Origin of the sequence: Dokdonella sp., assembly GCF_019634845.1 — a bacterium.
Lineage (GTDB): Bacteria > Pseudomonadota > Gammaproteobacteria > Xanthomonadales > Rhodanobacteraceae > Dokdonella_A.
Window position 1 is genome coordinate 23,669 of sequence record NZ_JAHCAQ010000017.1, and the last position, 22,948, is coordinate 46,616.

Genomic DNA, 22,948 nt, shown 5'->3' on the forward strand with positions numbered 1-22,948 from the left:
CCTGCGACGGGTCATTGCCCTACACCGCCTGCGCCGGATGCACGTAGGAAATCGGTGCCGCAGCTTCGTCCTCGAAACTGACTTCTTCCCATGCCGCCGCGTCGGCCAGCAGGGTACGCAACAGCTTGTTGTTGAGTTCGTGGCCCGACTTGTAGCCGTAGAACGCGCCGATCAGGCTGTGGCCGAGCAGGTAGAGGTCGCCGATCGCATCGAGGATCTTGTGCTTGACGAACTCGTCCTCGTAGCGCAGGCCATCTTCATTGAGCACGCGGTAGTCATCGAGCACGATCGCGTTGTCCATCGAGCCGCCCAGCGCCAGGTTGCGCTCGCGCAGATATTCGATGTCGCGCATGAAACCGAAGGTGCGCGCGCGGCTGACTTCCTTGACGAACGAGGTGGTCGAGAAATCGATCTCGCTGGTCGAGGTGCGCTTGGTGAACATTGGGTGGTTGAAGTCGATCGAGAAACCGACCTTGAAGCCGTCGAACGGCTCGAAGCGCGCCCACTTGTCGCCGTCGCGCACGGTGATCGGCTTCTTGATGCGGATGAAGCGCTTGGCCTTGGCCTGTTCCTCGATGCCGGCCGACTGCAGCAGGAACACGAACGGACCGGCGCTGCCATCCATGATCGGCACTTCGGGCGCCGACAGGTCGACATAGGCATTGTCGATGCCGAGCCCGGCCATCGCCGACAGCAGGTGCTCGACGGTGGCGATGCGCACCTCGCCCTTGGCCAGCGTGGTGGACAGGCGGGTGTCACCGACATTTTCGCAACAGGAACGGATCTCGACCGGTGCGGCCAGGTCGACGCGGCGGAACACGATGCCGGTGTCGACCGCTGCCGGTCGCAAGGTCATGTAGACCTTGTCACCCGTGTGGAGACCGACGCCTGTCGCCCTGATGGTGTTCTTGAGCGTGCGTTGCCTGATCATTTTTTATGTGTAACCCCGGGGCGGGCGCTGACAAAACGCCGCGAGGTTAGCACAGGGTCCGGAGCGCGGAAAAGTAAAGCGATGCATGTAACCGACACTTTGTCGCATATTCGCAACAATGCCGGCTCGATGACGCGGACCGCCATGCAACGCCCAGGATCCGCGCCGCCGCCGGCTGCGCAGCCGCCGCCCTGACGCCACAGGGCGGCAGCGGAAAGCGCGATGCCGCGGCGACCGCAGCGGACGAATCGGCGGAGCGACGATTCGCCGCAGTGCGGCGGCGGCGGGGCCACGGCCGCTCCGATGCGGAGCGGACCCGGTGTGAGGCTGGCGCGGCGCCGGGCGACGCCGCGGTCCGTCCTCAGTCGGCCTGGCGGCGCAGGAAGGCCGGGATGTCGAGATAGTCGCCGACCTTTTCGGGCGGGCTGACCGGCTCGGCCATCGTGCGCACCGCCTGGCCCGGAATGCCGAGGTAGTCCTCGACGATCTGGCCGGTGGTGCCGTCGCGCTTGATCACGCGCATCGGTGGCCGCACGCCACTGTCGCGCTCGCGGCTGTCGCGCGGAATCGCCTGGCGGGCGACCGCGCGATTGAGCCCGGTTGCCACCACGGTCACGCGCACGTCGTCCTTGAGCTCGGGATCGAGCGCGGTACCGATCACCACCGTCGCGTCCTCGCTGGCGAACTCGTGCACGACCTGGCCGATGTCGTCGAACTCGCGCATGGTCAGGTTGGTGCCGGCGGTCACGTTGACGAGGATGCCGCAGGCGCCGGCGAGGTTGACGTCGTCGAGCAGCGGGTTGTTGATCGCCGCCTCGGCCGCCGCCACCGCACGGTCGTCGCCATGGGCGGTGCCGGTGCCCATCATCGCCATGCCCATCTCGGACATGACGGTGCGCACATCGGCGAAGTCGACATTGATGAGGCCCGGCCGCGTGATGAGGTCGGCGATGCCCTGCACGGCGCCGAGCAGCACGTCGTTGGCCTGCTTGAACGCGCTCAGCAGCGTCACGTCGCGGCCGAGCACGGTGAGCAGCTTCTCGTTGGGCACCGTGATGAGCGAGTCGCAGTACTGGCCGAGATCCTCGATGCCCTTGAGCGCGACCTGCATGCGGCGCCGGCCCTCGAACGGGAATGGCTTGGTCACCACCGCCACGGTCAGGATGCCCAGTTCCTTGGCCAGTTGCGCCACCACCGGCGCCGCGCCGGTGCCGGTGCCGCCACCCATGCCGCAGGTGATGAAGGCCATGTCGGCCCCCTGCAGCAGCTCGACGATGCGCTCACGATCCTCGAGCGCGGCCTGCCGGCCGACCTCGGGATTGGCGCCGGCGCCGAGGCCCTTGGTGACGTTGGCACCGAGTTGCAGCGTGAACTTGGCGCCGCTGGTCTTGAGCGCCTGGGCATCGGTGTTGGCGCAGACGAAGTCCACCCCGTCGACACCCGCATGGACCATGTGGCTGACTGCGTTGCCGCCGCCACCGCCCACGCCGACCACCTTGATTACCGCGTTCGGCGCCATCTTTTCCACGAATTCGAAACTGGCCATCTCTCCCATCCTCCGCAATTGTCGTTATGTATGTGTCATGCCCGGCCGCGTGAGCGTCCCGCTCCGCGCCGTATCGCAGCGGCTGGCGTGCCGCTGGGTTGGCAACCGGTTCGGTCGCCGACCGCGACGCTCCGCGTCGCGCTGTTGCCCCTTGCGCTGCTCCCTGCGCCGTTGCCGCTCCCGCTGCCCGCGCTGCCTGCGCAGGCCTCAGAACTCACCCTTGAACCAGGTCGAAACGCGGCCCCACAAGCCGCCCATCGCCGCACCGCCGCCGCTGCCCGAGCTGCGCGTGGTGCCGCCGCGGCTGCCGTGGATCAGCAGCCCCACGCCGGTTGCCTGCATCGGATTGGCGACCACGTCGGCCAGTCCCGTCACGTGTTGCGGCGTGCCCAGCCGTACCGGCATGTGGAACAGTTCCTCGGCCAGGTCGAGCGCGCCTTCCATGCGTGCGGCGCCGCCGGTCAGCACGATGCCCGCGCGCACCAGTTCGGCGCGGCCGCTGCGCTGCAGGTCGGCCTGCACCATCTCGAAGATCTCCTCGTAGCGAGGCTGCACCGCCTCGGCGAGGTTCTGCCGCGCCAACCGCCGCGGCGGACGGTCGCCGACGCTGGGCACCTGGATCGTCTCCTCGGCGTGGGCGAGTTGGGCCAGTGCGCAGGCGTAGCGGACCTTGAGTTCCTCGGCATGCGCGGTCGGCGTGCGCATGAGATGGGCGATGTCGGCGGTGACCTGGTCGCCACCGATCGCCAGCGACGCGGTATGGCGCAACGCACCTTGCGTGTAGACCGCGATGTCGGTGGTGCCGGCGCCGATGTCGACCATGCACACGCCGAGTTCGCGCTCGTCGGCGGTCAACACCGCGCGCGCCGAGGCCACCGCGGCCGGCAGCAGTTCGTCGACCTGCAGGCCGCAGCGGTTGATGCACTTGGTGATGTTCTGGATCGTGCTGGCCGCCCCGGTGACCAGGTGCACGTTGGCTTCCAGACGCACGCCGAACATCCCGATCGGATGGCGGATGCCTTCCTGGCCATCGATCACGTATTCCTGCGGCTCGCGGTACAGCACGCTGCGGTCGGCCGGAATCGCGATCGCGCAGGCCGAGTTGAGCACGGCTTCGAGGTCGGCGGCGCTGACTTCGCGGTCGCGGATCGGCGCCGTGCCGTGCGAGTTCTCGTCGCGGATGTGACTGCCGGCGATCGAGGCGTACACCGAGCGGATCTGGCAACCGGCCATGAGCTCGGCTTCCTCGACCGCGCGCTGGATCGAATGCGTGGTCGAGTCGATGTCGACCACGACGCCACGCTTGAGACCATGCGCCGGGTGCGAGCCGATGCCGATGATCTCGACCGGCTCGCCCGCTGCGTGCTCGCCGACGATGGTGACGATCTTCGAGGTGCCGACGTCGAGGCCGACGATGAGGTTCTTGTCGGTCTTGGTCTTCATGGCGTGAGGGCCGCAAATGATGATGGGGAAATGGACGCCGCAACGTGGACCGGCGACGGCGCGGCGCGGAGCCGCGGCGCTCGCCGGTCGTCGCTGGCAGGGCTCTGCATGCGCGCCGCGCGCTGGCGGGTGTGCCGGGAGCCGCCGGCGGCCAGGCCACGGCAAAGCCGTTGGCGTAGCGCAGGTCGATCGTGGCCGGCGCCTGCGCGCGCATGCCGGCCACGCGCGACCACACGTCGAGGAAACGGCGCAGGCGCTCGGCGCCTTGTTCGCGGCCGAGTTCGACCTGCGTGCCGCTCGACAGTCCGATGCGCCAACTGCCGCGCGGCGACAGCTCGAGCGAGGTCACGGTCATGCCGCTGGCGGCGAAGTCGCGCTGGCATTGCGCGTGGAAGCGCAGCACTTCGCCGACCCGCTCGTCGGGCCCGGCCAGGCGCGGCAGCGTGTCCAATGCCTCGGCACCGGCCACCGCAAACAGCGCACCGTGGCGGTTGACGAGACGATCGTTGCCCCAGCGCGCATAGGGCTGCTGCTCGTAGACGACCACGTCGACCGTGTCGGGCCAGCGCTTGCGCGTCTCCACGCGCTCGACCCACGGCAGCCGCGCGATCGCATCGCGCAGCGGGCCGAGGCGGATCGCGAAGAAGCCCTGCCCCAGGTATGGCCGCGCGGCGGCGCGGATCTGCTCGGCATCGACATGGGCGAATTCGGCGCGCACCGCCAGCCGCGTCACCGGCCAGCTGTCGGTGGCGAACCAGCCCTGCAGCACGCCGACCAGCGGCAGCGCCACCAGCGCCAGCGCGAACAGCCATGCGGCGAGCTTGAGGGCCGCGTTCATGGCTGGCCTCCGCTGCCCCAGCCGGCTTCGCGGTCGAAGCTCGTCTCGAGCACGCGCCAGCACAGGGTCTCGAAATCGATGCCCATCTCGCGCGCGGCCTTGGGCACCAGCGAATGGCTGGTCATGCCCGGCGCGGTATTGACCTCGAGCAGGTAGTTGCGACCGGCGCGGTCGCGCATGATGTCGACGCGTCCCCAGCCGCTGCAGCCCAGCGCATCGAAAGCAGCCAGCGCCAGCGCGCGCACGTCCTGCTCGGCCGCGCCATCGAGGCCCGGGCACAGGTACTGGGTATCTTCGGCCACGTACTTGGCGTGATAGTCGTAGAACTCGCCCTTGGGCACGATGCGGATCGACGGCAGCGCCTGGCGATCGAGCACGCCGACCGTGAGCTCGTCGCCGAGGATCATCTCCTCGACCAGGAGGTCGCCGCTGTAGCGCGCGGCCAGCGCCGCGGCGGCATCGAGGTCGGCCTCGCGCAGCACGCGCGACACGCCGACGCTGGAGCCTTCGCAGGCCGGCTTGACGATGACGGGCAAGCCGAGCTCGCGCGCGGCGGCGTGCACGTCACCGGCCGCATGCGCGCCGGCTGCGGCCGACTTGCGCAAGGCGACGAAGCGCGGGGTCGGCAGGCCCTGCGCGATCCACACCTGCTTGCTGCGCACCTTGTCCATCGACAGCGCCGAACCGAGCACGCCCGAACCGGTGTAGGGCACGCACAGCGAATCGAGCGCGCCCTGCAGCACGCCATCCTCGCCGCCGCCGCGCTGGCCATGCAGGATGTTGAACACGCGCGCGTAATGACCCGCGCGCAGCGCATCGAGCAGCGCCGGAATGCCATCGACCGCATGCGCGTCGACGCCACGCGCGCGCAGCGCGGCGAGCACGTTGCGACCCGAATCGAGTGACACCTCGCGTTCGGCCGACTGGCCACCCATGACCACCGCGACGCGGCCGAATGCGGCCGGATCACCGATGCGGCCGCTGCCGGCGGCGCGGGCGTGATGCGGGTCGATGGCGATCATGCGCCGCCTCCTGACTTGAGCTGTCCGGCTGCCGCGAGCTCGCTGGCGGCCGCCCCGATGTCGCCGGCACCGAGCAGCACGAGCAGGTCGCCATCGCGCAGCAGCGGCGGCAAGGTGGCGGCCAGTTCGCGCGGATGCGCGATCAGCACCGGATCGACCTTGCCGCGCGCGCGCACCGCACGCGCCAGGGCGCGACCGTCGGCATTGGCGATCGGCGCCTCGCCGGCCGGGTAGACCTCGGTCAGCACGAGCACATCGACCTCGGCGAGCGCGTTGGCGAAATCGTCGAGCAGGTCGCGCGTGCGCGAGTAGCGATGGGGCTGGAACGCGACCACCAGTCGCCGCTGCGGCCAGCCCGCGCGGGCGGCGGCGAACACGGCCGCGATCTCGCGCGGATGGTGACCATAGTCGTCGACCAGCAGCGCGTGACCGTGGTCGAGCGCCAGTTCGCCGCGCAACTGGAACCGGCGCCCCACGCCCTGGAAGTGCGCCAGCGCGCGCGCCATGGCCGCCGGCTCGACACCGAGCTGCCAGCCGACCGCGCAGGCGGCCAGCGCATTGAGCACGTTGTGGCGACCCGGCAGGTTGAGCACGATCGGCAGCGGCTCGTGGCCGGGCAGGTGCAGCATGAAGCGCGTGGTGGAAGCGTCCTGGCACAGCGCACTGGCGCGCACGTCGGCGGCGGCGTCGATCGCATAGGTGAGCGCGCGCCGATTGGTGTCGCGCGCCAGCACGGCCACGTTGGGATCGTCCACGCACAGCACTGCCAGGCCATAGAACGGCAGCCGATGCAGGAAGTCCGCGAACGCCTTGCGCACCTGCTCGAAGTCGCCGCCGTAGTTCTCGAGGTGGTCGGCATCGATGTTGGTGACGATCGCGATCACGGGCGACAGCAGCAGGAACGAGCCATCGGACTCGTCGGCCTCGGCGACGAGGTATTCGCCGCTGCCCAGGCGCGCATTGGCACCGGCGGCGATGAGCTGGCCGCCGATCACGAAGGTGGGATCGAGCCCGGCCTCGGCCAGCACGCTGGCGGTGAGGCTCGTGGTGGTGGTCTTGCCATGCGTGCCGGCGACCGCGATGCCGCGGCGGAAGCGCATGAGCTCGCCGAGCATCTCGGCGCGCGGCACGATCGGGATGCGCCGCTCACGCGCCGCGAGCAGCTCGGGGTTGTCGGCAGCGATTGCGCTCGACACCACCACCACGTCGGCATCGGCGACGTGCGCCGCCGCGTGGCCGCGCCCGATGCGCGCACCGAGCGCAGCCAGCCGCCGCGTGGTGGCGTTGTCGGCCTTGTCCGAGCCCGACACCGCATAGCCGAGGTTGCACAGCACCTCGGCGATGCCGCTCATGCCGACACCCCCGATGCCGACGAAGTGCACGCGGCGGAAGTCCTGCATGATGTCGCCATGCTGGTGGAGGCGGGCCGGCGTCATGCGCCCACCTCGAGGCAGACTGCGGCAATGCGCTCGGCGGCGTCGGGCTTGGCCAGCGTGCGCGCGGCCTGCGCCATCCGCAGCAGTCGCGTGCGGTCGGACAGCTCCTCCAGCACGCCGCCGAGCTGCTTGACGAAATCGTCGCCCTCGGCGACCAGACGCGCACCACCGGCCGCGACCATCGCCTGTGCATTGCGCGTCTGGTGATCGTCGACCGCATGCGGAAACGGCACCAGGATCGATGGCGCACCGGCGGCGGCGAGTTCGGCCAGGGTCAGCGCACCGGCGCGGCAGATCACGAGATCGGCCCAGGCGTAGGCAGCGGCCATGTCGTCCTCGAACGGCACCACGTCGGCCTCGATGCCAGCCGCCAGATACGCCGCCCGGGCCTTGTCGAAATGCTGCGCGCCGCATTGGTGACGCACCACCACCGGCAGGCGTGAACCACGCCGGCGCAGCACCTCGGGCAGCGCGGCATTGAGGCTCTGCGCGCCCTGGCTGCCGCCGAGCACGAGCAATTGCAGCGGGCCGCTGCGCGCGGCGTACCGTTGCGCAGGCGCGGCCACGGCCACGATCGAGGCGCGCACCGGATTGCCGACCCATTCGCCCTGCGCGAACACGTGGTCGAATCCGGTCAGCACGCGGCGCGCCTTGCGCGCGAGCAGACGGTTGGTGAGGCCGGCGATGCTGTTTTGTTCATGCACGACGAGCGGCACCTGCGCCCATTGCGCGGCAAGACCGCCCGGAGCGGCGGCATAGCCGCCCATCGACAGCACGCAGCGCGGCGCATGCTTGCGCAGCAGGGCCCGCGCGGCGAGCGTGGCGCGCAGCAGGCGCAGCGGCATGGCGAGCTTGGTGAGCAGGCCCTTGCCGCGCAGGCCGCCGATCGCGAGCGTCTCCAGCATCAGGCCGTGCCCGGGCACGAGTCGGGTTTCGAGTCCACCCTGTGCGCCGAGCCAGACCACGGCGACGCCGCGCGCGCGCAGCTCGTCGGCGACGGCCAGGCCCGGGAAGATGTGGCCACCGGTGCCGCCGGCCATGATGAGGACCGGACCGCCGGCGCTGGCGAGCGGGCGCTTCATGGGCGCACCGCGAGCGGTTGGCGCTGCGCCACCAGCGCCATCATCGCGTTGTCGGCGCGGCTGACCTCGTAGCTCACGCGTGCCAGCAGGCCGATCGCGGCGCAGGTCATCATCACGCTGGAGCCGCCCGAGCTGATCAACGGCAGGGTCAGGCCCTTGGTCGGCAGCACGCCGAGGTTGACGCCGATCGAGACCAGCGCCTGCAGGCCGAGCATGAGCGAGATGCCGAAGGCGCAGTAGGCGGCGAAATGGCGGTTCTGCTCCAGCGCGCGCATGCCGATCACGAAGCCGCGGCCGATCAGGCAGGCGAACAGCACCAGCACGAGCAGGATGCCGGCGAAGCCCAGTTCCTCGGCCAGCACGGCCAGGATGAAATCGGTGTGCGCCTCGGGCAGGTAGAACAGCTTCTGCACCGAGCCGCCCAACCCGACCCCGAACCATTCGCCGCGACCGACCGCGATGAGTGCCTGGGTGAGCTGGAAGCCGTCCTTGAACGGATCGGCCCAGGGATCGAGGAACGAGGTCAGGCGCTTGACGCGGTAGTCCTGGCTGAAGGCGAGCCACGCCAGCAGCGGCGTGACCGCGACGCCGAGGATGGCCAGGTCACGCAGGCGTGCGCCGCCGAGCCAGACCATGCCCAGCACCACCGCCATCAGCAGCGTGGCCGAGCCGAAATCCGGTTGCGCGAGCAGCAGTGCCGCGAACAGCGCGGCAATGCCGATCGGCTTGATCACGCCGAGCAAGGTGCCCTGCACGTCGTCGCGATGGCGCACGAGGTAGCTCGACAGGTACACCACAACGATGATCTTGACCGCCTCGACCGACTGGAAGCCAAGCGGACCGAAGCGGATCCAGCGCCGCGCACCGTTGATGCGCACACCGATCATCGGCGCGAACACGAGCAGCAGCAGCACCGCGCCCAGTCCAAGCAGCGGCAGTGCATGGCGTTGCAGCCAGGCGAGCTCCAGGCGCGCCATCACGAGCGCCGCACCGAGACCGAGCCCGAGGAACATCAGGTGCCGTTGCAGGTAATGGAACGCACCCACGTGCTGGCCTTCGGCCACCGCGATCGAGCTCGAACCGACCATGACCACGCCCAGGCTGGCCAGAGCGCAGGCCGCCAGGATCAGGGCGAGGTCGTAGCGACCGCGCGCTCCGTCGATGCGCTGGGCCTGCAGGTCTCCGGCTGGCGTGAGCAGCAGCATCGTCAGCGCACCTTGAGCGTGGCCAGGCCAATCAGCATCAGCACCACGCTGATGATCCAGAAACGCACGATCACGCGCGGCTCGGGCCAACCCTTGAGCTCGAAATGATGGTGGATCGGTGCCATGCGGAAGATGCGCTTGCCGCGTAGCTTGTAGCTGCCGACCTGCAGCATCACCGACACCGTTTCCATGACGAACACGCCGCCCATGATCAGCAGCACGACTTCCTGGCGCACGATGACCGCCACGCAGCCGAGCGCCGCGCCGAGCGCCAGCGCACCGATGTCGCCCATGAACACCTGCGCCGGGTAGGTGTTGAACCACAGGAAACCGAGCCCCGCGCCGCCCATCGCGCTGCAGAAGATCGCCAACTCGCCCGCACCCGGGATCGCCGGGATGCCGAGGTAGTCGGAGAACACGCGATTGCCGGCGACGTAGGCGAACACGCCCAGCGCCGTGCCGACCAGCACGCAGGGCATGATGGCCAGTCCGTCGAGACCGTCGGTGAGGTTCACCGCATTGGAGAAGCCGACCACGATGAGATAGGCCAGCGCGATGAAGGCGGCGGCGCCGAGCCAGGCCAACGCCGAGCCGCCATGGACGAGGTCGGCGAAGCTGCCCAGCGGAATCTGCGCCTGCTTGACGATCGGCAGGTAGAACGTCGTGGCCGCCGGCGTGTCGGCGCTGCAGAACAGGTACAGCGCGACGCCGAGGCCGAACACCGACTGCCAGAAATACTTCCAGCGCGCGGCCAGGCCGTGGCTGTCCTTGAGCACGAGCTTCTTGTAGTCGTCGTAGAAGCCGATCGCGCCGAAGGCGAACAGCACGCCGAGCACGAGCCACACGTAATGGTTGCGCAGGTCGGCCCACAGCAGCGTCGCCACCGCGATCGAGGCGATGATGAGCGAACCGCCCATGGTCGGCGTGCCGGCCTTGGACAGGTGCGACTGCGGACCATCGTCGCGCACCACCTGCCCGGCCTTGAGTGCGGTCAGCTTGCGGATCAGCGCCGGCCCTGCCAGCAGCGACACCGCCAGCGCGGTGAGCGCGCCCATGATCGCGCGGAAGGTCAGGTACTGGAACAGGTGCAGGCTGCTCAGGTGCCCGCGCAACAGGTCGGCCAGTTCAAGCAGCATGACGTTTGCCTCCGTTGCTGCCGGCGCCGGCGTCGAGCGCGCGCAGCACGCGCTCCATCGCCGACGACCGCGAACCCTTGACGAGCACGCTCACGCCCGTGCGCAACCGCGGGCGCAGCGCATCGACGAGCGCGCCTTGGTCGGCGAAGTGCTGCGCACCCGCGCCGAACGCCTCGCTGGCATGCCGCGACAGCGGGCCGACCGCATACAGCTGCTCGATGCCACTGCGCCTGGCCAGCGCGCCGACCTCAGCGTGCAGGCGCGGCGCATCCTCGCCCAGCTCGGCCATGTCGCCCATCACCAGCACGCGCTCGCCCGACTGGCTCGCCAGCGTCGCGATCGCCGCCGCGAACGAACCGGGATTGGCGTTGTAGCTGTCGTCGATCAGCAGCGCGCCGCTGGCGTGCGCGATGCGCGCGAGCCGGCCCGGCACCGGCGCAACCGCCTCGAGGCCGGCCTTGATCGTCGCCAGCGGGACGCCGAGACCGAACGCGAGCGCGCTCGCGGCGAGCGCATTGGCGACGTTGTGGCGTCCCGGCAGCGGCAGGTCGATGTCGCTGCCGCTGCTCGGCGTGAGCAGGCGGAAGCGGCCCGACTCGGGCGCATCGACCTCCACTGCGGCGCTGATCTGCGCGGTGCGCAGCAGACCGTAGCGCAGCACGCGCCGGCCACTGGCCAGCACGGCGAAGTAGTCCGCGAACGCATCGTCGGCATTGATGACCGCGAGGCCGTCGGCAGGCAGCGCACGGTAGATCGCGCCCTTGGTCTCGGCCACCCCCTGCAGGCTGCCCATGCGCTGCAGGTGCGCCGCGGCGACGTTGTTGACCACGGCTGCGTCGGGCTGCGCGATGCGCGCAAGGTAGGCGATGTCGCCGGGCTTGCCCGCGCCCATCTCGAGCACCGCGTATTCGGTGTCGGCCGGCATCGCCAGCAGGGTCAAGGGCAGGCCGATCTCGTTGTTGTAGTTGCCGGCGTTGACGTGGGTGCGGCCGTGGCGCGCCAGGATCGCCGCCAGCAGCGTCTTGACCGTGGTCTTGCCGTTGGAGCCGGTAATGCCGATCACGCGCGCGTGACTGCGCCGGCGCACGGCCCGCGCAATCTCGCCCAGGGCCTTCCCGGTGTCGGCCACCACGACCTGGGGCAGGTCGAGCGCGAGCTTGCGCTCGACCAGCAGTGCCGCGGCGCCGTGGGCGCGGGCATCGGCGGCGAAATCATGGCCGTCGTGGCGCTCGCCGCGCAGGGCCACGAACAGGGCTGCCGGCATCGGCTGGCGCGAATCGATCGCAACGGCGTCGATGCCGACGTCGCGCCCGTGCAGGCGACCGCCGGTCCAGTGGGCAATGTCGGCGAGGCGGCAGCTCAGCATGGGCGGGCCTCCAGCGCCGTGCGGGCGACCGCGAGGTCGTCGAACGGCCGGCGCACGCCGGCCGTCTCCTGATAGGGCTCGTGGCCTTTGCCCGCCACCAGCACGATGTCGTTGGCGCGGGCGGTGGCGATCGCGGCGGCGATCGCGCGCGCGCGGTCGCGCTCGACGCGGGCGCGTCCGCCATCGCTGAGCCCGGCCAGGATCTGCGCCACGATCGCATCGCCATCTTCGCCGCGCGGGTTGTCGTCGGTGACGATGACCTGGTCGGCCAGACGCTCGGCGATTGCGCCCATCTGCGGGCGCTTGCCCGCATCGCGCTCGCCACCGCAGCCGAACACGCATACCAGTGCGCCGGCGCAATGCGCGCGCAGCGTCGTGAGTGCCTGTTCGAGCGCATCGGGCGTATGCGCGTAGTCGACCACCACCAGCGGCAGCCGGCCGTCGCCACCGATGCGGTTCATGCGCCCGGCCACCGGCTGCAGGCGCGTCAGTGCGGTCACGATCGACTCGAACGGAAACCCGAGCACGCCGAGCGTGCCGGCCACCGCAAGCAGGTTGGCGACGTTGAAGCGCCCGAGCAACGGCGTGGTCAGCGTGGCGCTGCCCCACGGCGTCACGAGCTCGAAGCGCAAGCCATGCGCGCCGGGTTCGATGGCGCGCGCGCGGATCTGCGCATCGGCCGCGTCGATGCCGTAGCGCAGCAGGCGCGCCGTGCCGGCAGCGGCCACGCGCCCAGCCAGCTCGCGCCCGAAGTCGTCGTCGACGTTGATGAGCGCCGCGCGCAGGCCGGGCCAGTCGAACAGGCGCGCCTTGGCCGCAGCGTAGGCCGCCATCGTGCCGTGGTAGTCGAGGTGGTCGCGCGTGAGATTGGTGAATACGGCCACGTCGAAGGCCACGGCGTTGACGCGGCCCTGGTCGAGCGCGTGCGAGGACACTTCCATCGCCACGGCACTGGCGCCGGCGTCGCGGAAGTCGGCCAGCCGTTGCTGCAGCTCGATCGCGTCGGGCGTGGTGCGCTCGCCGGCCTGCAGCGCGCCGTGCAGGCCGGCGCCGAGCGTGCCGATGGTCGCCACGCGCCGACCCGCGCCGGCCAGCGCCTGCGCGATGAGCTGCACGGTCGAAGTCTTGCCGTTGGTGCCGGTCACGCCGACCACCTCGAGCGCACGCGAGGCGTCACCGCAGAAGCGCGCGGCGATCGCGCCGAGGCGCCCGCGCAGGTCGTCGATCCAGATCAGCGGCACGTCGAACGCGGGCATCGGGCGCGCGGCGGCCATCCCTGTGGCGTCGGCGAGGATCGCCGCCGCGCCGCGCGCCGATGCCGCGGGGGCAAACTCGATGCCATGACTGCGCGTGCCAGCCAGCGCGACGAACGCATCGCCCGGCGCCACGCGGCGCGAATCGAGAGTCAGGCCATGCACGCGGATCGAACCGGCACCGCCGCAGTCGGCGTGGCCAGCCAACAGTTCGTGCAGGCTCATGGGTCGACGCTCGCTCATGTGCGCTCCGCTTGCGGGGCGGCTGGCGATTGCAGCCGCGGTTCGCACAGCCTGCGGGCGCACGCGGGCGCGCCGCGGGACGAACCGTGGCGCGATGCGGGCAGTTGGCCGATGGCTCGACGCATCATGGCGTGGCCACCTCGGTCATGTTGCCGAGCGCCTCGGCATCGGGCTCGACCACCGGCGTGACCGGCGACACGGAGGCCGGCACGGCCGGGCCGCCGACGTACCAGTTGCGGACGTTGTCGGGCGGGATGTCGAGCAGGCGCAACGCGCCGTCCATCACCTTGGCGAACACCGGTGCCGACACGTAGCCACCGGCATAGCTGATGAGTCCGGCCGAATTGCTGCCGGCGTCGTGGATCACCACCGAGGCCACCAGTCGCGGATCGCTGACCGGCACCACGCCGGTGAACAGCGACACGTAACGGTTGGAGTAGCCACCGGCAGCCGACTGGTGCGAGGTGCCGGTCTTGCCGCCGACGATGTAGTTGGGGATCGCGGCCGTCGGCGCGGTGCCGCCGGGCGCGACCACGGTCTGCAGCATCGCCAGCACCTGGGCGGCGACCTTGCCGTCGATCACGCGCTCGCCGGTGTCGCCACCGCCCTTGACGAAGGTCGGCACATGCAGGATGCCGCCATCGGCGATCGCGGCGTAGGCGCGCGCGATCTGCAGCGGGGTCACGTTGAGGCCGTAACCGAACGAGATGGTGGCCTGTTCGACCGGCCCCCAGTCCTTCGGGATCGGCAGGTAGCCGCTGGCTTCGCCGGGAAAGCCGCTGCCGCTGACCTGGCCAAAGCCCAGCGCGTGGAACATCGCGTACATGTCCTGGCGCGGCAGCGAGCCGCCGATCTTGGCGGCGCCGATGTTGCTCGACACGGTGATGACGTGGGTGACGTCGAGCAGGCCGTGATTGCGCGTGTCGTGGAAGGTGTGGCCGTAGAAGCTCCAGGTGCCCGGCGCGGTGTCGACCTTGGTGTCGGGCTTCCACTTGCCGCTCGCCAGCGCCGCCGCCACGGTCACCGCCTTCATCGTCGAGCCCGGCTCGACCACGTCGGTGACGGCGCGGTTGCGCCGGTAGTCGGCCGGCGCGGCGCCGCGTGCATTGGGGTTGTACGAGGGCAGGTTGACCATGGCGATGATCTCGCCACTCTTGACGTCGAGCACCACCATCGAACCCGAGCGCGCGTTGTGCTTGCGCAGCGCGGCCATGAGCTCGCGGTAGGCCAGGTACTGGATGCGGCGGTCGATCGACAGCGTGAGGTCGCGGCCAGGCTGCGCCTCGCGCAGCAGCTCCACGCTCTCGACCTCGTGGCCCTTGCGGTCGCGCAGCACGCGCTTGACGCCCGGCGTGCCGGCGAGCCAGTCGTTGAAGGCCAGCTCGACGCCTTCCTGGCCGTGGTCGTCGATGTTGGTGTAGCCGAGCACGTGCGCCATCACCTCGCCAGCCGGGTAGAAGCGCTTGAACTCGCGCTGGCTGTACACGCCGCCGATGCCAAGCCTGAGCACGGCCTGGGCATCGTCGGGGTTGAGGTGGCGCTTGACGTAGACAAACTCCTTGCCGGCCTCGGCGCGCTCGCGCAGGCGCTGGCGCAGCGCGTCCTCGTCGAGACCGGTGGCGGTCGCCAGCTCGCCGATGCGGTCGGCATGGGTCAGCACTTCCTGCGGATTCACCCAGATCGAGTCGACCGGCGTCGACACCGCCAGCGGCTCGCCGTTGCGGTCGAAGATGGTGCCGCGTGACACCGGGATCTCGAGGTCGCGCAGGTGACGCGCATCGCCCTGCTCCTGGTAGAAATCCTTGCGCACCACCTGCAGGTCCACCGCGCGCACGATCAATGCGCTGCAGGCCAGGCCGAGCACACCCGCGACCACCAGCAGGCGGGTGCGCACATGCGCCGGGCGCAGGCGGGCGTTCATCGGCGGATCACCACGGTGCTGGCCGCGGTCGGCGCAACCATGCCGAGCTTTTCGCGCGCGATCTGGTCGATGCGGTTGTTGTCGGCCCAGGTCGCCTGCTCGAGTTGCAGGCGGCCGTACTCGAAGTTGAGGTCGTCGCGCTCGGTGCCCAGCCGCGTGAGCTGGGCAAAGTCGACGCGGTTCTGCTGGCGCACGTAGACCACCGCGCTGGCGCTCGCGAGCACCGCAACCAGCAGCAGGAACAGGGCGAGCGCGGCGGCTAGCTTCATGCCGCCTCCGCGCGCTTGCAGGCAATGCGCAGCACGGCGCTGCGCGCGCGCGGATTGCGCGCGACTTCGGCGGCGTCGGCCTGGATCGCATGACCGACCGCCAGCAGCGGCGCCGGTGCGACCGGCGGCAGCGGCAGGCCGCGGCGCGGTGCGCGCGCGACTTCGCCGCGGATGAAGTTCTTGACGATGCGGTCCTCCAGCGAATGGAAGCTGATCACCGCCAGTCGGCCGCCGGGGCGCAGGCAGCGCGCGGCTGCCGCCAGTCCCGCCTGCAGCGAACCGAGTTCGTCGTTGATGTGGATGCGCAGCGCCTGGAACGTGCGTGTGGCCGGGTGCTTGTGTGGCTCGCGCCGACCGATCGCGCGGATGACGAGGTCGGCCAGCTCGCGCGTCGTCACGAGCGGGCGTTCGCGCCGCTGTTCGACGATGGCCTTGGCGATGCGTCGACTCATCCGTTCCTCACCATGGCGCCACAACACGTCGCTGATCTCCATTTCGCCAGCCTGTGCCAGCCACTGCGCCACGCTCAGGCCCCGCGTCGGATCCATGCGCATGTCGAGCGGTCCATCACCCTGAAAACTGAAACCCCGTCCGGCGTCGTCGAGTTGCGGCGAGGACACGCCCAGATCGAGCATGACCCCGTCGAGCCCCGCCAGCGCACTCGGCCAGTCCGCCATGTCGGCGAAATTGCCGTGCCGCACCGCCACCCGCGCATCGCCTGCGAACTCGCGCTGCGCGCTTGCGATCGCCTCCGGATCGCGATCCATCACCAGCAGCCGGCCCTGCGGCCCCAGCCTTGCCAGCACCGCCCGCGCATGACCGCCGCGACCGAAGGTGCCATCCAGATACGTCCCATCCGTCTTGATGCACAGGCCTGCCACCACCTGCGTCAGCATCACCGGCTCGTGCCCCAACACCTGCAATGCGTGTGTCACGGCGCGTCCGTCACAACTTCAGGTGGAGCATTTCCTCGGTGATGTCTTCCTCCCCGATCGTCTGCTGGATCTTTGCCTGGTGCGCCTGCTCGCTCCACAACTCGAACTTGCCGCCCATGCCGAGCAGCACCGCATGCTTCTCGATGCCGATTGCACGGCGATGGCTGGCCGGAATCTGGATGCGCCCGTTGCCGTCGGGCTCGACATGCGCAGCCGCACCGATCAGCTTCATCTGCAGGTTGCGGTGCGAGGCCTTGATGCTCGAATAGCCGACCACCGTGTCGCGCAACTCTTCCCACGCCGCCTGCGGGAAAATCCACAGGCAGCCCAGCTCGAACGGGTTGTAGGTGATGACGAGCCGGTTGCCGGTCTTGGCCACGGCCTCGCGATAGGCGGCGGGAATGGCGACCCGGCCCTTGTCATCGAGCGTGATGGCTGTCTCACCCTGGAACATAAACCACGATTCACCACGAAAACCCACCGAAACCCACATTAGGCGGCAAGTATCGGGCTGTCAAGGAAAATCCGGGGCGATTCGATCGAGCAGACGTCAGCGTTTGTGACAGCGCAGCGAGTCACTCTTGCGGCCTCATGGAGATGTCTGGCGCAACGCATTGAAACAGTTGACGGCATGGTTGTTGCTTGTCGCCACCGTGGTCACGCAGGCGCGGCCTCGAACCTATCCCAGCCGCGATGAGGAACCGGCCGCCACGGCTGCACACGGCCGCAGGCCACCTCGATGGCCGATCGAGCCGATGCCCACCCCGTCGCGTGCGCCAGCGCACGGACCGACCCGGTCCATACGTGAGAGTATGGTCGGTCCAGACATGACGAATCCGCGGGAAAGCCGATGATGTGCGCACCGACAGCACCCACTGCCCTCGACCCATCGAGCCGCCAATTGCGGCCCAGGCATGCGTCGGCGGCACGCAACCTCGTGCACCGGCATCCGATCGGGTTCGCATGGATCGTGCTGGCGCTGTGCGCAGCCTTGCAACCAGCCCTCGCGCAATCGCTGCAGCACTATCGGCTGGCCGTACAGGGCAGCGGTCAGGTCGAGGTCTACGTCAATGGTCACTACATTGGCCGCAGCGCCGAGGCCAGTCGCCTCGAACTGCATGCCCGTTACCTGCAGGCCGGCGAAAACGTCATCGCATTGCGCGCCAGCAAGGGCGTCGGCAGCGCGCCGTTCGTGATGGCCGAGCTGGGCGGCGACATCGGCCGCCTCGGCAGCTCCGCATTGTGGCGGGTGCAATCGACGCCAGCCGGCCTGGACTGGACGCAGCCGGGTTTCGAGGCCAGCGGTTGGCCGCAGGCCAGCGTGGTCGGTGTCGCCGTGCCAGCCGGCTTCCCTGCGGACGGACCGGCGCTTGGCGTGTGGTCGGCCGCCGCGGGCGATGCGACGGTCGCCTTGCGTGCGCGAATCTGGTTGCCGGCCGGTTCGGCACGCCTGCCGACCGGCTTTGCCCGCAACACCACCGGCGGTGCCGGCGGCGACGTCGTCACCGTCGACACGCGCGAAGGCCTGGCCGCCGCGCTGTGTTCGAGCGTTCAAGGCAATACCTGCACCGACCACACGCCGCGCATCATCAAAGTTGCCGGAACGATCGACTTCACCGGCAGCGAGGGCAGCGCCACCCGCCCCGGCTGCGACTACTCAAGCTGCCCGGCGCCACTGGCCAACGAGCGTCTGGTCATGCTCAACCCGCAGGATACGCACTGCGATGGCAGACCCGTGTTCGACGTCACCTACGATGCCGCCGGCAACAATCCACTGCGCGTGGGCTCGAACAAGACCCTGCTCGGCGTCGGCAATGACGCCGTGCTGCGCGGCAAGGGTCTGCGCATCGGCAACGGCGCCGACAACGTGATCATCCGCAACCTCACCTTCGAGCGCATCAACAGCGGCATCATCTTCGTGGGCGATGCGATCAGCATCAGCGATGCCAGCCGCGTGTGGATCGACCACAACCGGTTCAACCGGATCGGACGCCAGTTCATCGTCACCGGCTACGGAGCGGCCAAGGACATCACGATCTCGTGGAATGATTTCGACGGCCGCAACGAGATCTCGCATTACTGCAACGGACGCCATTACTGGAATCTGCTGCTGCTCGGCAATGGCGATGCGATCAGCCTGTACAACAACTGGATCCGCCATTTCGCCGGACGTGCGCCGGATGCCGGCGCGGGCGGTGACCAGCTTTCGCTGCTGCACATTGCCGGCAACCTGTTCGAGGATGGCTATTGGCATGCACTGGACATCGGGCGGCCAGTCCGCGCCCTGGTGGAAGGCAATACCTTCCATACCGTGAGCGTGCCGATCCTCAATGGCGGCGATCCCGGCTTCGTGTGGGCCGACAAGGAGCCGCCGAGCGGCGGGCACCAGAGCCTGTGCGGGCAGTGGCTCGGTCGCACCTGCGTCGGCAATCCGCTGCTCGAGCAGGCGCAGGGCTGGCAGGACAACTTCCGCAGCGACCTCATCGTGCTGGGCGACTTCTCCGGCCACAGCGACGCACTCGACCGGCCGAGCCCCGAGCCGGCACAGGCCGCAGCGTTGATGGTGCCGTTCCTGGCCGGACCAGGACACCTCGGCAACGGCCAGATCGTGCTCGACGATGTGGTGTTCAACAACGGCTTCGAACCCTGAAGCGCGATCGCGCAGCGACCGGAATCCGCCACCGACCCCAGCCGCACCGCGCGCGGCGACGCGCACCTGCGCAGCGCAACCCGCACCCGCACCCGCACCCGCACGCAGCCCGCGCAACCCAACCTGGCGCAATGCTCCACTCGAACAGCGCGGCCATGGATGGCCGCGAGTGGATCGGCTCGAAGCCACCGCTGCCGGTCATGGCGCGCCTCGAAGCGCGCGGAACAGGACGTTCCGCAAGCCGCGTTTGGACAGCGCGGCCATGGATGGCCGCGAGTGGATCGGCTCGAAGCCGCCGCTGCCGGTCATGGCGCGCCTCGAAGCGCGCGGAACAGGACGTTCCGCAAGCCGCGTTTGGACAGCGCGGCCATGGATGGCCGCGAGTGGATCGGCTCGAAGCCACCGCTGCCGGTCATGGCATGGCGCGCCTCGAAGCGCGCGGAACAGGACGTTCCGCAAAAAAAAAAGAAGTCGGCCGATAAGCCGGGTTCTGTCGTGGACAACCATTCCTCTGGGCCACACGTCGCCGTGTGGCTCAAGCGACCAACCCGGGGACGACGCGGGCCACGTCATGGTCCCCCTATTCGGTCTTGCTCCAGGTGGGGTTTGCCGTGCCGGTCCGTTGCCGGACTCGCGGTGCGCTCTTACCGCACCGTTTCACCCTTGCCTGATCCAGCGGCGCCCGACGTGCCTTGCGGCACCTGGCGCCGATGGCCATCGGCGGTCTGCTCTCTGTTGCACTTTCCGTCGGCTCGCGCCGCCCAGGCGTTACCTGGCACCTTGCCCTGTGGAGCCCGGACTTTCCTCGGCGCTCGGATGAACGTCGCGGTTGTCTGGCCGACTCCGGGGCCGAGTGTAACGACCGGCGGCTGAACCGGCGAGTCCCGGCACGCCGCGCGCGATGCCTAGCGACGCTCGACGCGGCGCGCGCGCCACACCAGCCACGCCGTTTCGACACCGGCGCCGAGCGCGAGCAGCATGGCGAGGAAGCCGCCGATGCGCGACCACACCAGCGCCTGCGCCGGATCGGGGAAGCGCGCCAGCGCAAGGCGGGCGACGCCGACATCGATCAGCGCGAAGACCAGCGCGGCCATGCCGATGCCGAGCGCGATCGCGGCGACACGCCGCGCCGGCGACGCCACGTCGGCAGCGGCAGCAGTGGATTGAAGCGGATTCATGGAACTGACCTCAGCATTGGTTACAGCTCAGACCGCGTCAGCATACAGTGCCTTGCGCGGTGCGCCGCTGATCGCGGCGGCGAGCCGGGCCGCGCGGGCGGGAGGCAGCTCCTCGCGCAGCAGCGCGAACACGCGCCGACCTTCGGCCAGCAGGGCCGCTTCCTCGCCGCCTTGCGCGCCCGCGACCACGAGCACGAATTCGCCGCGCTGCTGGTCGCCGTCGGCGATCACGCGCGCATGGATCTGCGCCAGCGGCGCGGCGATCACGGTCTCGAAGCGCTTGGTGAGCTCGCGCGCCAACGCGGCCTCGCGCTCGTCGCCGAAGATCGCGCGAAGATCGGCCAACGTCTCGACGATGCGATGGCTCGATTCGTACACGATCAGCGTGCGCGTCTCGCCCGCCAGCACCTGCAGGCGCTCGCGCCGGGCGGCCGGGCGCGCCGGCAGGAATCCTTCGAACACGAAGCGGTCGCTGGCGATGCCAGCCACCGACAGCGCGGCGATCGCCGCACACGGCCCCGGCACGGGCGAGACTTCGCAGCCGGCCGCGCGCGCGGCGCGCACGAGCCGGTAGCCGGGATCGCTGACCAGCGGCGTGCCGGCGTCGGAAATGAGTGCGACATCGTCGCCGGCCAGCAGGCGCGCGACGATGCGTTGCGCCTGCGCCTGCTCGTTGTGTTCGTGCAAGGCCATGAGCGGCGCGTGCACGCCGGCCTGGGCGAGCAGGGGCGCGCTGTGGCGCGTGTCCTCGGCCGCAACCAACGCCACCTGCGCCAGCACCTCGCGCGCGCGCGGCGCGAAATCGCCGAGATTGCCGATCGGCGTCGCCACCACCCACAGTCGTCCACGTTGCGCGCTCATGCGCCCCTCCTCGCGGCGGGCCGCTGCCCGCGATCGGCTATGATCGCAGCGATCGCAATCCGTGGGCGACTGCCATGACCCCGACCGACCGCCGGCGCGCCGTGCTGCGCCCCTTCGCTGCGTGTGCCCTGGCTGGCCTGCTCGCCGCCTGCACGCCGGCGAGCGACTTGCTGCGGCGACCCGACGCGACGCCTGCCACCGCGCCCGCCGCCACGCATGGCCCCGGCACCGGCAAGCGCGCGCTGCCGCCGGCGCTCGACGCCGCCGAACGGCTCGAACAACGCGCCAGCGACGAACTCGCGCGCGGCGACACCTTCGCCGCCGCCCGCACGCGCGCCGAGCTCGACCGCACGCTCGAGGGCGGTGCACGCGATGCCAATCGCCAGACCCTGCGCGCGCTGCTGGCCGAACTCGACCTGGCGACGCTGCGCGCCGATGCCGAGCGCCTCGGCGGCGACGATCCGCTGCGACCGTGGCTGGAGCAGGCGCTGCGCGAGCGCGGCGAACCACTGCCGCGCAACCTGCCGCAACCGAGCCGGCAGATCGACACGCTCGCGGCGGACCAGGACCTGCGTGCGGAAGGCTATCGCGCGCCGCGGCAGGTGGCGCTGCTGCTGCCGCAGAGCTCGACGGTGGCGGCGGTGGCGCAGTCGATCCGCGACGGCTTCATGACGGCCTGGTTCGCCGATCCACCGGCACAGCGCCCGCAGTTGCGCATCTACGATTCGGGCAGGAACTCGCAGGACGCGATCGCGGCCTATCGCCAGGCAGTGGCCGACGGCGCCGATCGCGTGGTCGGTCCGTTGCTGCGCGAAGCCGTCGGCGCGCTGTTCCATGAAAGCCTCACCGCGCCGCTGCTGGCGCTCAACCATCCCGATACCGGCGAGGTGCCGCCTGCCGGCAGCGCCGAATACGGCCTGCTGCCCGAAGCCGAAGGCGCCCAGGTGGCCGAGCGCATGCTCCAGCGCGGCATCCACCAGGCGGCGATCATGCGCGCCGATGCCGACTGGGCCAATCGTGCCGCCAGCGCGTTCCGCGCACAGTTCGAGGCCGCTGGCGGCGCCATCGCAGCGCAGGTGCAACTGGCCGACAAGGACATCAACTACGCGGCGCCGATCCGCGAGGCCACCGCCAGCCTCGCCCAGGACGGCACGGCGGCCGTGTTCATCAGCCTGCGTCCGCAGCAGGCGCGGCTGCTGGTGGCGCAGTTGCGCGCCGCGCGCGTAGCGGTGCCGGTGCTGGCGACCTCGCACATCTACGCCGGCGATGCCAATGCCACGCTCGACCGCGACCTCAATGGCGTGGAGTTCTGCGATGCGCCGTGGCTGTTCGGCCCGATCGCCGGGCGACCCGACCGCAGCGCGGTGACCGCCCAGATCGACAGCGCCAACGGCGCCGGCGGGCGCCTGTTCGCCTTCGGCATGGATGCCTATGCGTTGCTGCCCTACATCGACTGGCTCGTCGCGCATCCCGATGCCTATCTCAATGGCGCCACCGGCCAGCTCACGGCCGATCACTTCGGCCGCGTGCATCGGCTCGTCGGCTGGGCCCGCTTCGACAACGGTCTGGCCGTGCCGGTCACCGGCGCGCTCGAGGCCACGCCGGTGCCCGCGCAGTGAAACCGCAGCGCCCG

At 70.1% G+C, this 22,948-nt stretch carries 18 protein-coding genes, 1 other RNA gene and 1 pseudogene; 2 read left to right on the forward strand and 18 right to left on the reverse strand.

Going from position 1 to position 22,948, the window contains the following annotated elements; all coding sequences use genetic code 11:
- Window positions 1-19: 19 nt before the first annotated feature.
- From lpxC to mraZ, 15 genes and pseudogenes are all read right to left on the reverse strand, one after another.
- Window positions 20-931, reverse strand: a complete 912-nt coding sequence (gene lpxC / locus KF903_RS12185) for a UDP-3-O-acyl-N-acetylglucosamine deacetylase (RefSeq protein WP_291215188.1) — start codon at window positions 929-931, stop codon at window positions 20-22.
- A 361-nt stretch (window positions 932-1,292) separates the two neighbouring features.
- A complete protein-coding gene (ftsZ, locus tag KF903_RS12190; protein ID WP_291215191.1) occupies window positions 1,293-2,477 on the reverse strand; it encodes a cell division protein FtsZ in 1,185 nt (394 codons plus the stop codon).
- A 207-nt stretch (window positions 2,478-2,684) separates the two neighbouring features.
- Window positions 2,685-3,920 (reverse strand): cell division protein FtsA, encoded by a 1,236-nt coding sequence (gene ftsA, locus KF903_RS12195; protein ID WP_291215194.1) that lies wholly within the window; start codon window positions 3,918-3,920, stop codon window positions 2,685-2,687.
- A 238-nt stretch (window positions 3,921-4,158) separates the two neighbouring features.
- A pseudogene (locus KF903_RS12200) lies at window positions 4,159-4,758 on the reverse strand (cell division protein FtsQ/DivIB); the annotation flags it as partial.
- Window positions 4,755-5,693 carry a D-alanine--D-alanine ligase gene (locus KF903_RS12205; RefSeq protein ID WP_291215300.1) on the reverse strand — a complete coding sequence of 313 codons (939 nt, stop codon included), beginning with the start codon at window positions 5,691-5,693 and terminating at the stop codon, window positions 4,755-4,757. The gene KF903_RS12205 and the pseudogene KF903_RS12200, both read right to left, overlap by 4 nt.
- 83 nt (window positions 5,694-5,776) lie before the next feature.
- Window positions 5,777-7,216, reverse strand: coding sequence for a UDP-N-acetylmuramate--L-alanine ligase (murC, locus tag KF903_RS12210; RefSeq protein ID WP_291215197.1), 1,440 nt, complete (start codon window positions 7,214-7,216; stop codon window positions 5,777-5,779).
- Window positions 7,213-8,298 (reverse strand): undecaprenyldiphospho-muramoylpentapeptide beta-N-acetylglucosaminyltransferase, encoded by a 1,086-nt coding sequence (gene murG / locus KF903_RS12215; protein WP_291215199.1) that lies wholly within the window; start codon window positions 8,296-8,298, stop codon window positions 7,213-7,215. Before murG ends, murC begins: the two co-directional genes overlap by 4 nt.
- The gene (ftsW, locus tag KF903_RS12220; RefSeq protein ID WP_291215201.1) at window positions 8,295-9,503 is read right to left on the reverse strand and encodes a putative lipid II flippase FtsW; all 1,209 of its coding nucleotides are present in this window, start codon (window positions 9,501-9,503) and stop codon (window positions 8,295-8,297) included. The genes murG and ftsW overlap by 4 nt, the downstream gene beginning before the upstream one ends.
- Before the next feature lie 2 nt (window positions 9,504-9,505).
- Window positions 9,506-10,639, reverse strand: coding sequence for a phospho-N-acetylmuramoyl-pentapeptide-transferase (gene mraY, locus KF903_RS12225; RefSeq protein WP_291215204.1), 1,134 nt, complete (start codon window positions 10,637-10,639; stop codon window positions 9,506-9,508).
- Window positions 10,629-12,005: a UDP-N-acetylmuramoyl-tripeptide--D-alanyl-D-alanine ligase gene (murF, locus tag KF903_RS12230; protein ID WP_291215205.1), complete on the reverse strand. Its 1,377-nt coding sequence runs from the start codon at window positions 12,003-12,005 to the stop codon at window positions 10,629-10,631. Before murF ends, mraY begins: the two co-directional genes overlap by 11 nt.
- Window positions 11,999-13,483, reverse strand: coding sequence for a UDP-N-acetylmuramoyl-L-alanyl-D-glutamate--2,6-diaminopimelate ligase (locus KF903_RS12235; protein WP_291215303.1), 1,485 nt, complete (start codon window positions 13,481-13,483; stop codon window positions 11,999-12,001). The genes murF and KF903_RS12235 overlap by 7 nt, the downstream gene beginning before the upstream one ends.
- A gap of 142 nt (window positions 13,484-13,625) precedes the next feature.
- Complete coding sequence (locus tag KF903_RS12240) at window positions 13,626-15,422, reverse strand: penicillin-binding protein 2 (protein WP_291215208.1); 1,797 nt, start codon at window positions 15,420-15,422, stop codon at window positions 13,626-13,628.
- Window positions 15,419-15,691 (reverse strand): cell division protein FtsL, encoded by a 273-nt coding sequence (gene ftsL / locus KF903_RS12245; RefSeq protein ID WP_291215210.1) that lies wholly within the window; start codon window positions 15,689-15,691, stop codon window positions 15,419-15,421. Before ftsL ends, KF903_RS12240 begins: the two co-directional genes overlap by 4 nt.
- Window positions 15,688-16,626, reverse strand: a complete 939-nt coding sequence (rsmH, locus tag KF903_RS12250; RefSeq protein WP_291215213.1) for a 16S rRNA (cytosine(1402)-N(4))-methyltransferase RsmH — start codon at window positions 16,624-16,626, stop codon at window positions 15,688-15,690. The genes ftsL and rsmH overlap by 4 nt, the downstream gene beginning before the upstream one ends.
- 10 nt (window positions 16,627-16,636) lie before the next feature.
- Window positions 16,637-17,080, reverse strand: a complete 444-nt coding sequence (mraZ, locus tag KF903_RS12255) for a division/cell wall cluster transcriptional repressor MraZ (RefSeq protein WP_291215216.1) — start codon at window positions 17,078-17,080, stop codon at window positions 16,637-16,639.
- 537 nt (window positions 17,081-17,617) lie between these two features.
- On the opposite strand from mraZ, the gene KF903_RS12260 reads away from it, so the two are divergent.
- Entirely contained in the window at window positions 17,618-19,276 is a 1,659-nt protein-coding gene (locus KF903_RS12260; protein WP_291215219.1) for a hypothetical protein, read from the forward strand.
- A gap of 463 nt (window positions 19,277-19,739) precedes the next feature.
- Here the strand turns inward: KF903_RS12260 and rnpB are convergent.
- From rnpB to rsmI, 3 genes are all read right to left on the reverse strand, one after another.
- An RNA gene (gene rnpB / locus KF903_RS12265) (RNase P RNA component class A) lies at window positions 19,740-20,121 on the reverse strand.
- A gap of 60 nt (window positions 20,122-20,181) precedes the next feature.
- The gene (locus tag KF903_RS12270) at window positions 20,182-20,454 is read right to left on the reverse strand and encodes a hypothetical protein (protein ID WP_291215222.1); all 273 of its coding nucleotides are present in this window, start codon (window positions 20,452-20,454) and stop codon (window positions 20,182-20,184) included.
- A 27-nt stretch (window positions 20,455-20,481) separates the two neighbouring features.
- Window positions 20,482-21,315, reverse strand: coding sequence for a 16S rRNA (cytidine(1402)-2'-O)-methyltransferase (gene rsmI / locus KF903_RS12275; RefSeq protein WP_291215225.1), 834 nt, complete (start codon window positions 21,313-21,315; stop codon window positions 20,482-20,484).
- Between the two features lie 74 nt (window positions 21,316-21,389).
- Here rsmI and KF903_RS12280 point away from each other — a divergent pair, with 74 nt between their 5' ends.
- Window positions 21,390-22,934, forward strand: coding sequence for a penicillin-binding protein activator (locus KF903_RS12280; RefSeq protein WP_291215227.1), 1,545 nt, complete (start codon window positions 21,390-21,392; stop codon window positions 22,932-22,934).
- Window positions 22,935-22,948: the final 14 nt, after the last annotated feature.

Excerpts from the sequence above, each read along its gene's own strand:
- KF903_RS12205 (WP_291215300.1), bottom strand. The coding sequence starts at position 5,693 with ATGGGTGGCCAGTCGGCCGAACGCGAGGTGTCACTCGATTCGGGTCGC.
- rsmI (WP_291215225.1), bottom strand. The coding sequence starts at position 21,315 with ATGAGCGCGCAACGTGGACGACTGTGGGTGGTGGCGACGCCGATCGGC.
- ftsL (WP_291215210.1), bottom strand. The coding sequence starts at position 15,691 with ATGAAGCTAGCCGCCGCGCTCGCCCTGTTCCTGCTGCTGGTTGCGGTG.
- KF903_RS12240 (WP_291215208.1), bottom strand. The coding sequence starts at position 15,422 with ATGAACGCCCGCCTGCGCCCGGCGCATGTGCGCACCCGCCTGCTGGTG.
- ftsA (WP_291215194.1), bottom strand. The coding sequence starts at position 3,920 with ATGAAGACCAAGACCGACAAGAACCTCATCGTCGGCCTCGACGTCGGC.
- lpxC (WP_291215188.1), bottom strand. The coding sequence starts at position 931 with ATGATCAGGCAACGCACGCTCAAGAACACCATCAGGGCGACAGGCGTC.
- ftsZ (WP_291215191.1), bottom strand. The coding sequence starts at position 2,477 with ATGGCCAGTTTCGAATTCGTGGAAAAGATGGCGCCGAACGCGGTAATC.
- murF (WP_291215205.1), bottom strand. The coding sequence starts at position 12,005 with ATGCTGAGCTGCCGCCTCGCCGACATTGCCCACTGGACCGGCGGTCGC.
- mraY (WP_291215204.1), bottom strand. The coding sequence starts at position 10,639 with ATGCTGCTTGAACTGGCCGACCTGTTGCGCGGGCACCTGAGCAGCCTG.
- KF903_RS12235 (WP_291215303.1), bottom strand. The coding sequence starts at position 13,483 with ATGAGCCTGCACGAACTGTTGGCTGGCCACGCCGACTGCGGCGGTGCC.
- murG (WP_291215199.1), bottom strand. The coding sequence starts at position 8,298 with ATGAAGCGCCCGCTCGCCAGCGCCGGCGGTCCGGTCCTCATCATGGCC.
- murC (WP_291215197.1), bottom strand. The coding sequence starts at position 7,216 with ATGACGCCGGCCCGCCTCCACCAGCATGGCGACATCATGCAGGACTTC.
- KF903_RS12270 (WP_291215222.1), bottom strand. The coding sequence starts at position 20,454 with ATGAATCCGCTTCAATCCACTGCTGCCGCTGCCGACGTGGCGTCGCCG.
- KF903_RS12280 (WP_291215227.1), top strand. The coding sequence starts at position 21,390 with ATGACCCCGACCGACCGCCGGCGCGCCGTGCTGCGCCCCTTCGCTGCG.
- ftsW (WP_291215201.1), bottom strand. The coding sequence starts at position 9,503 with ATGCTGCTGCTCACGCCAGCCGGAGACCTGCAGGCCCAGCGCATCGAC.
- mraZ (WP_291215216.1), bottom strand. The coding sequence starts at position 17,080 with ATGTTCCAGGGTGAGACAGCCATCACGCTCGATGACAAGGGCCGGGTC.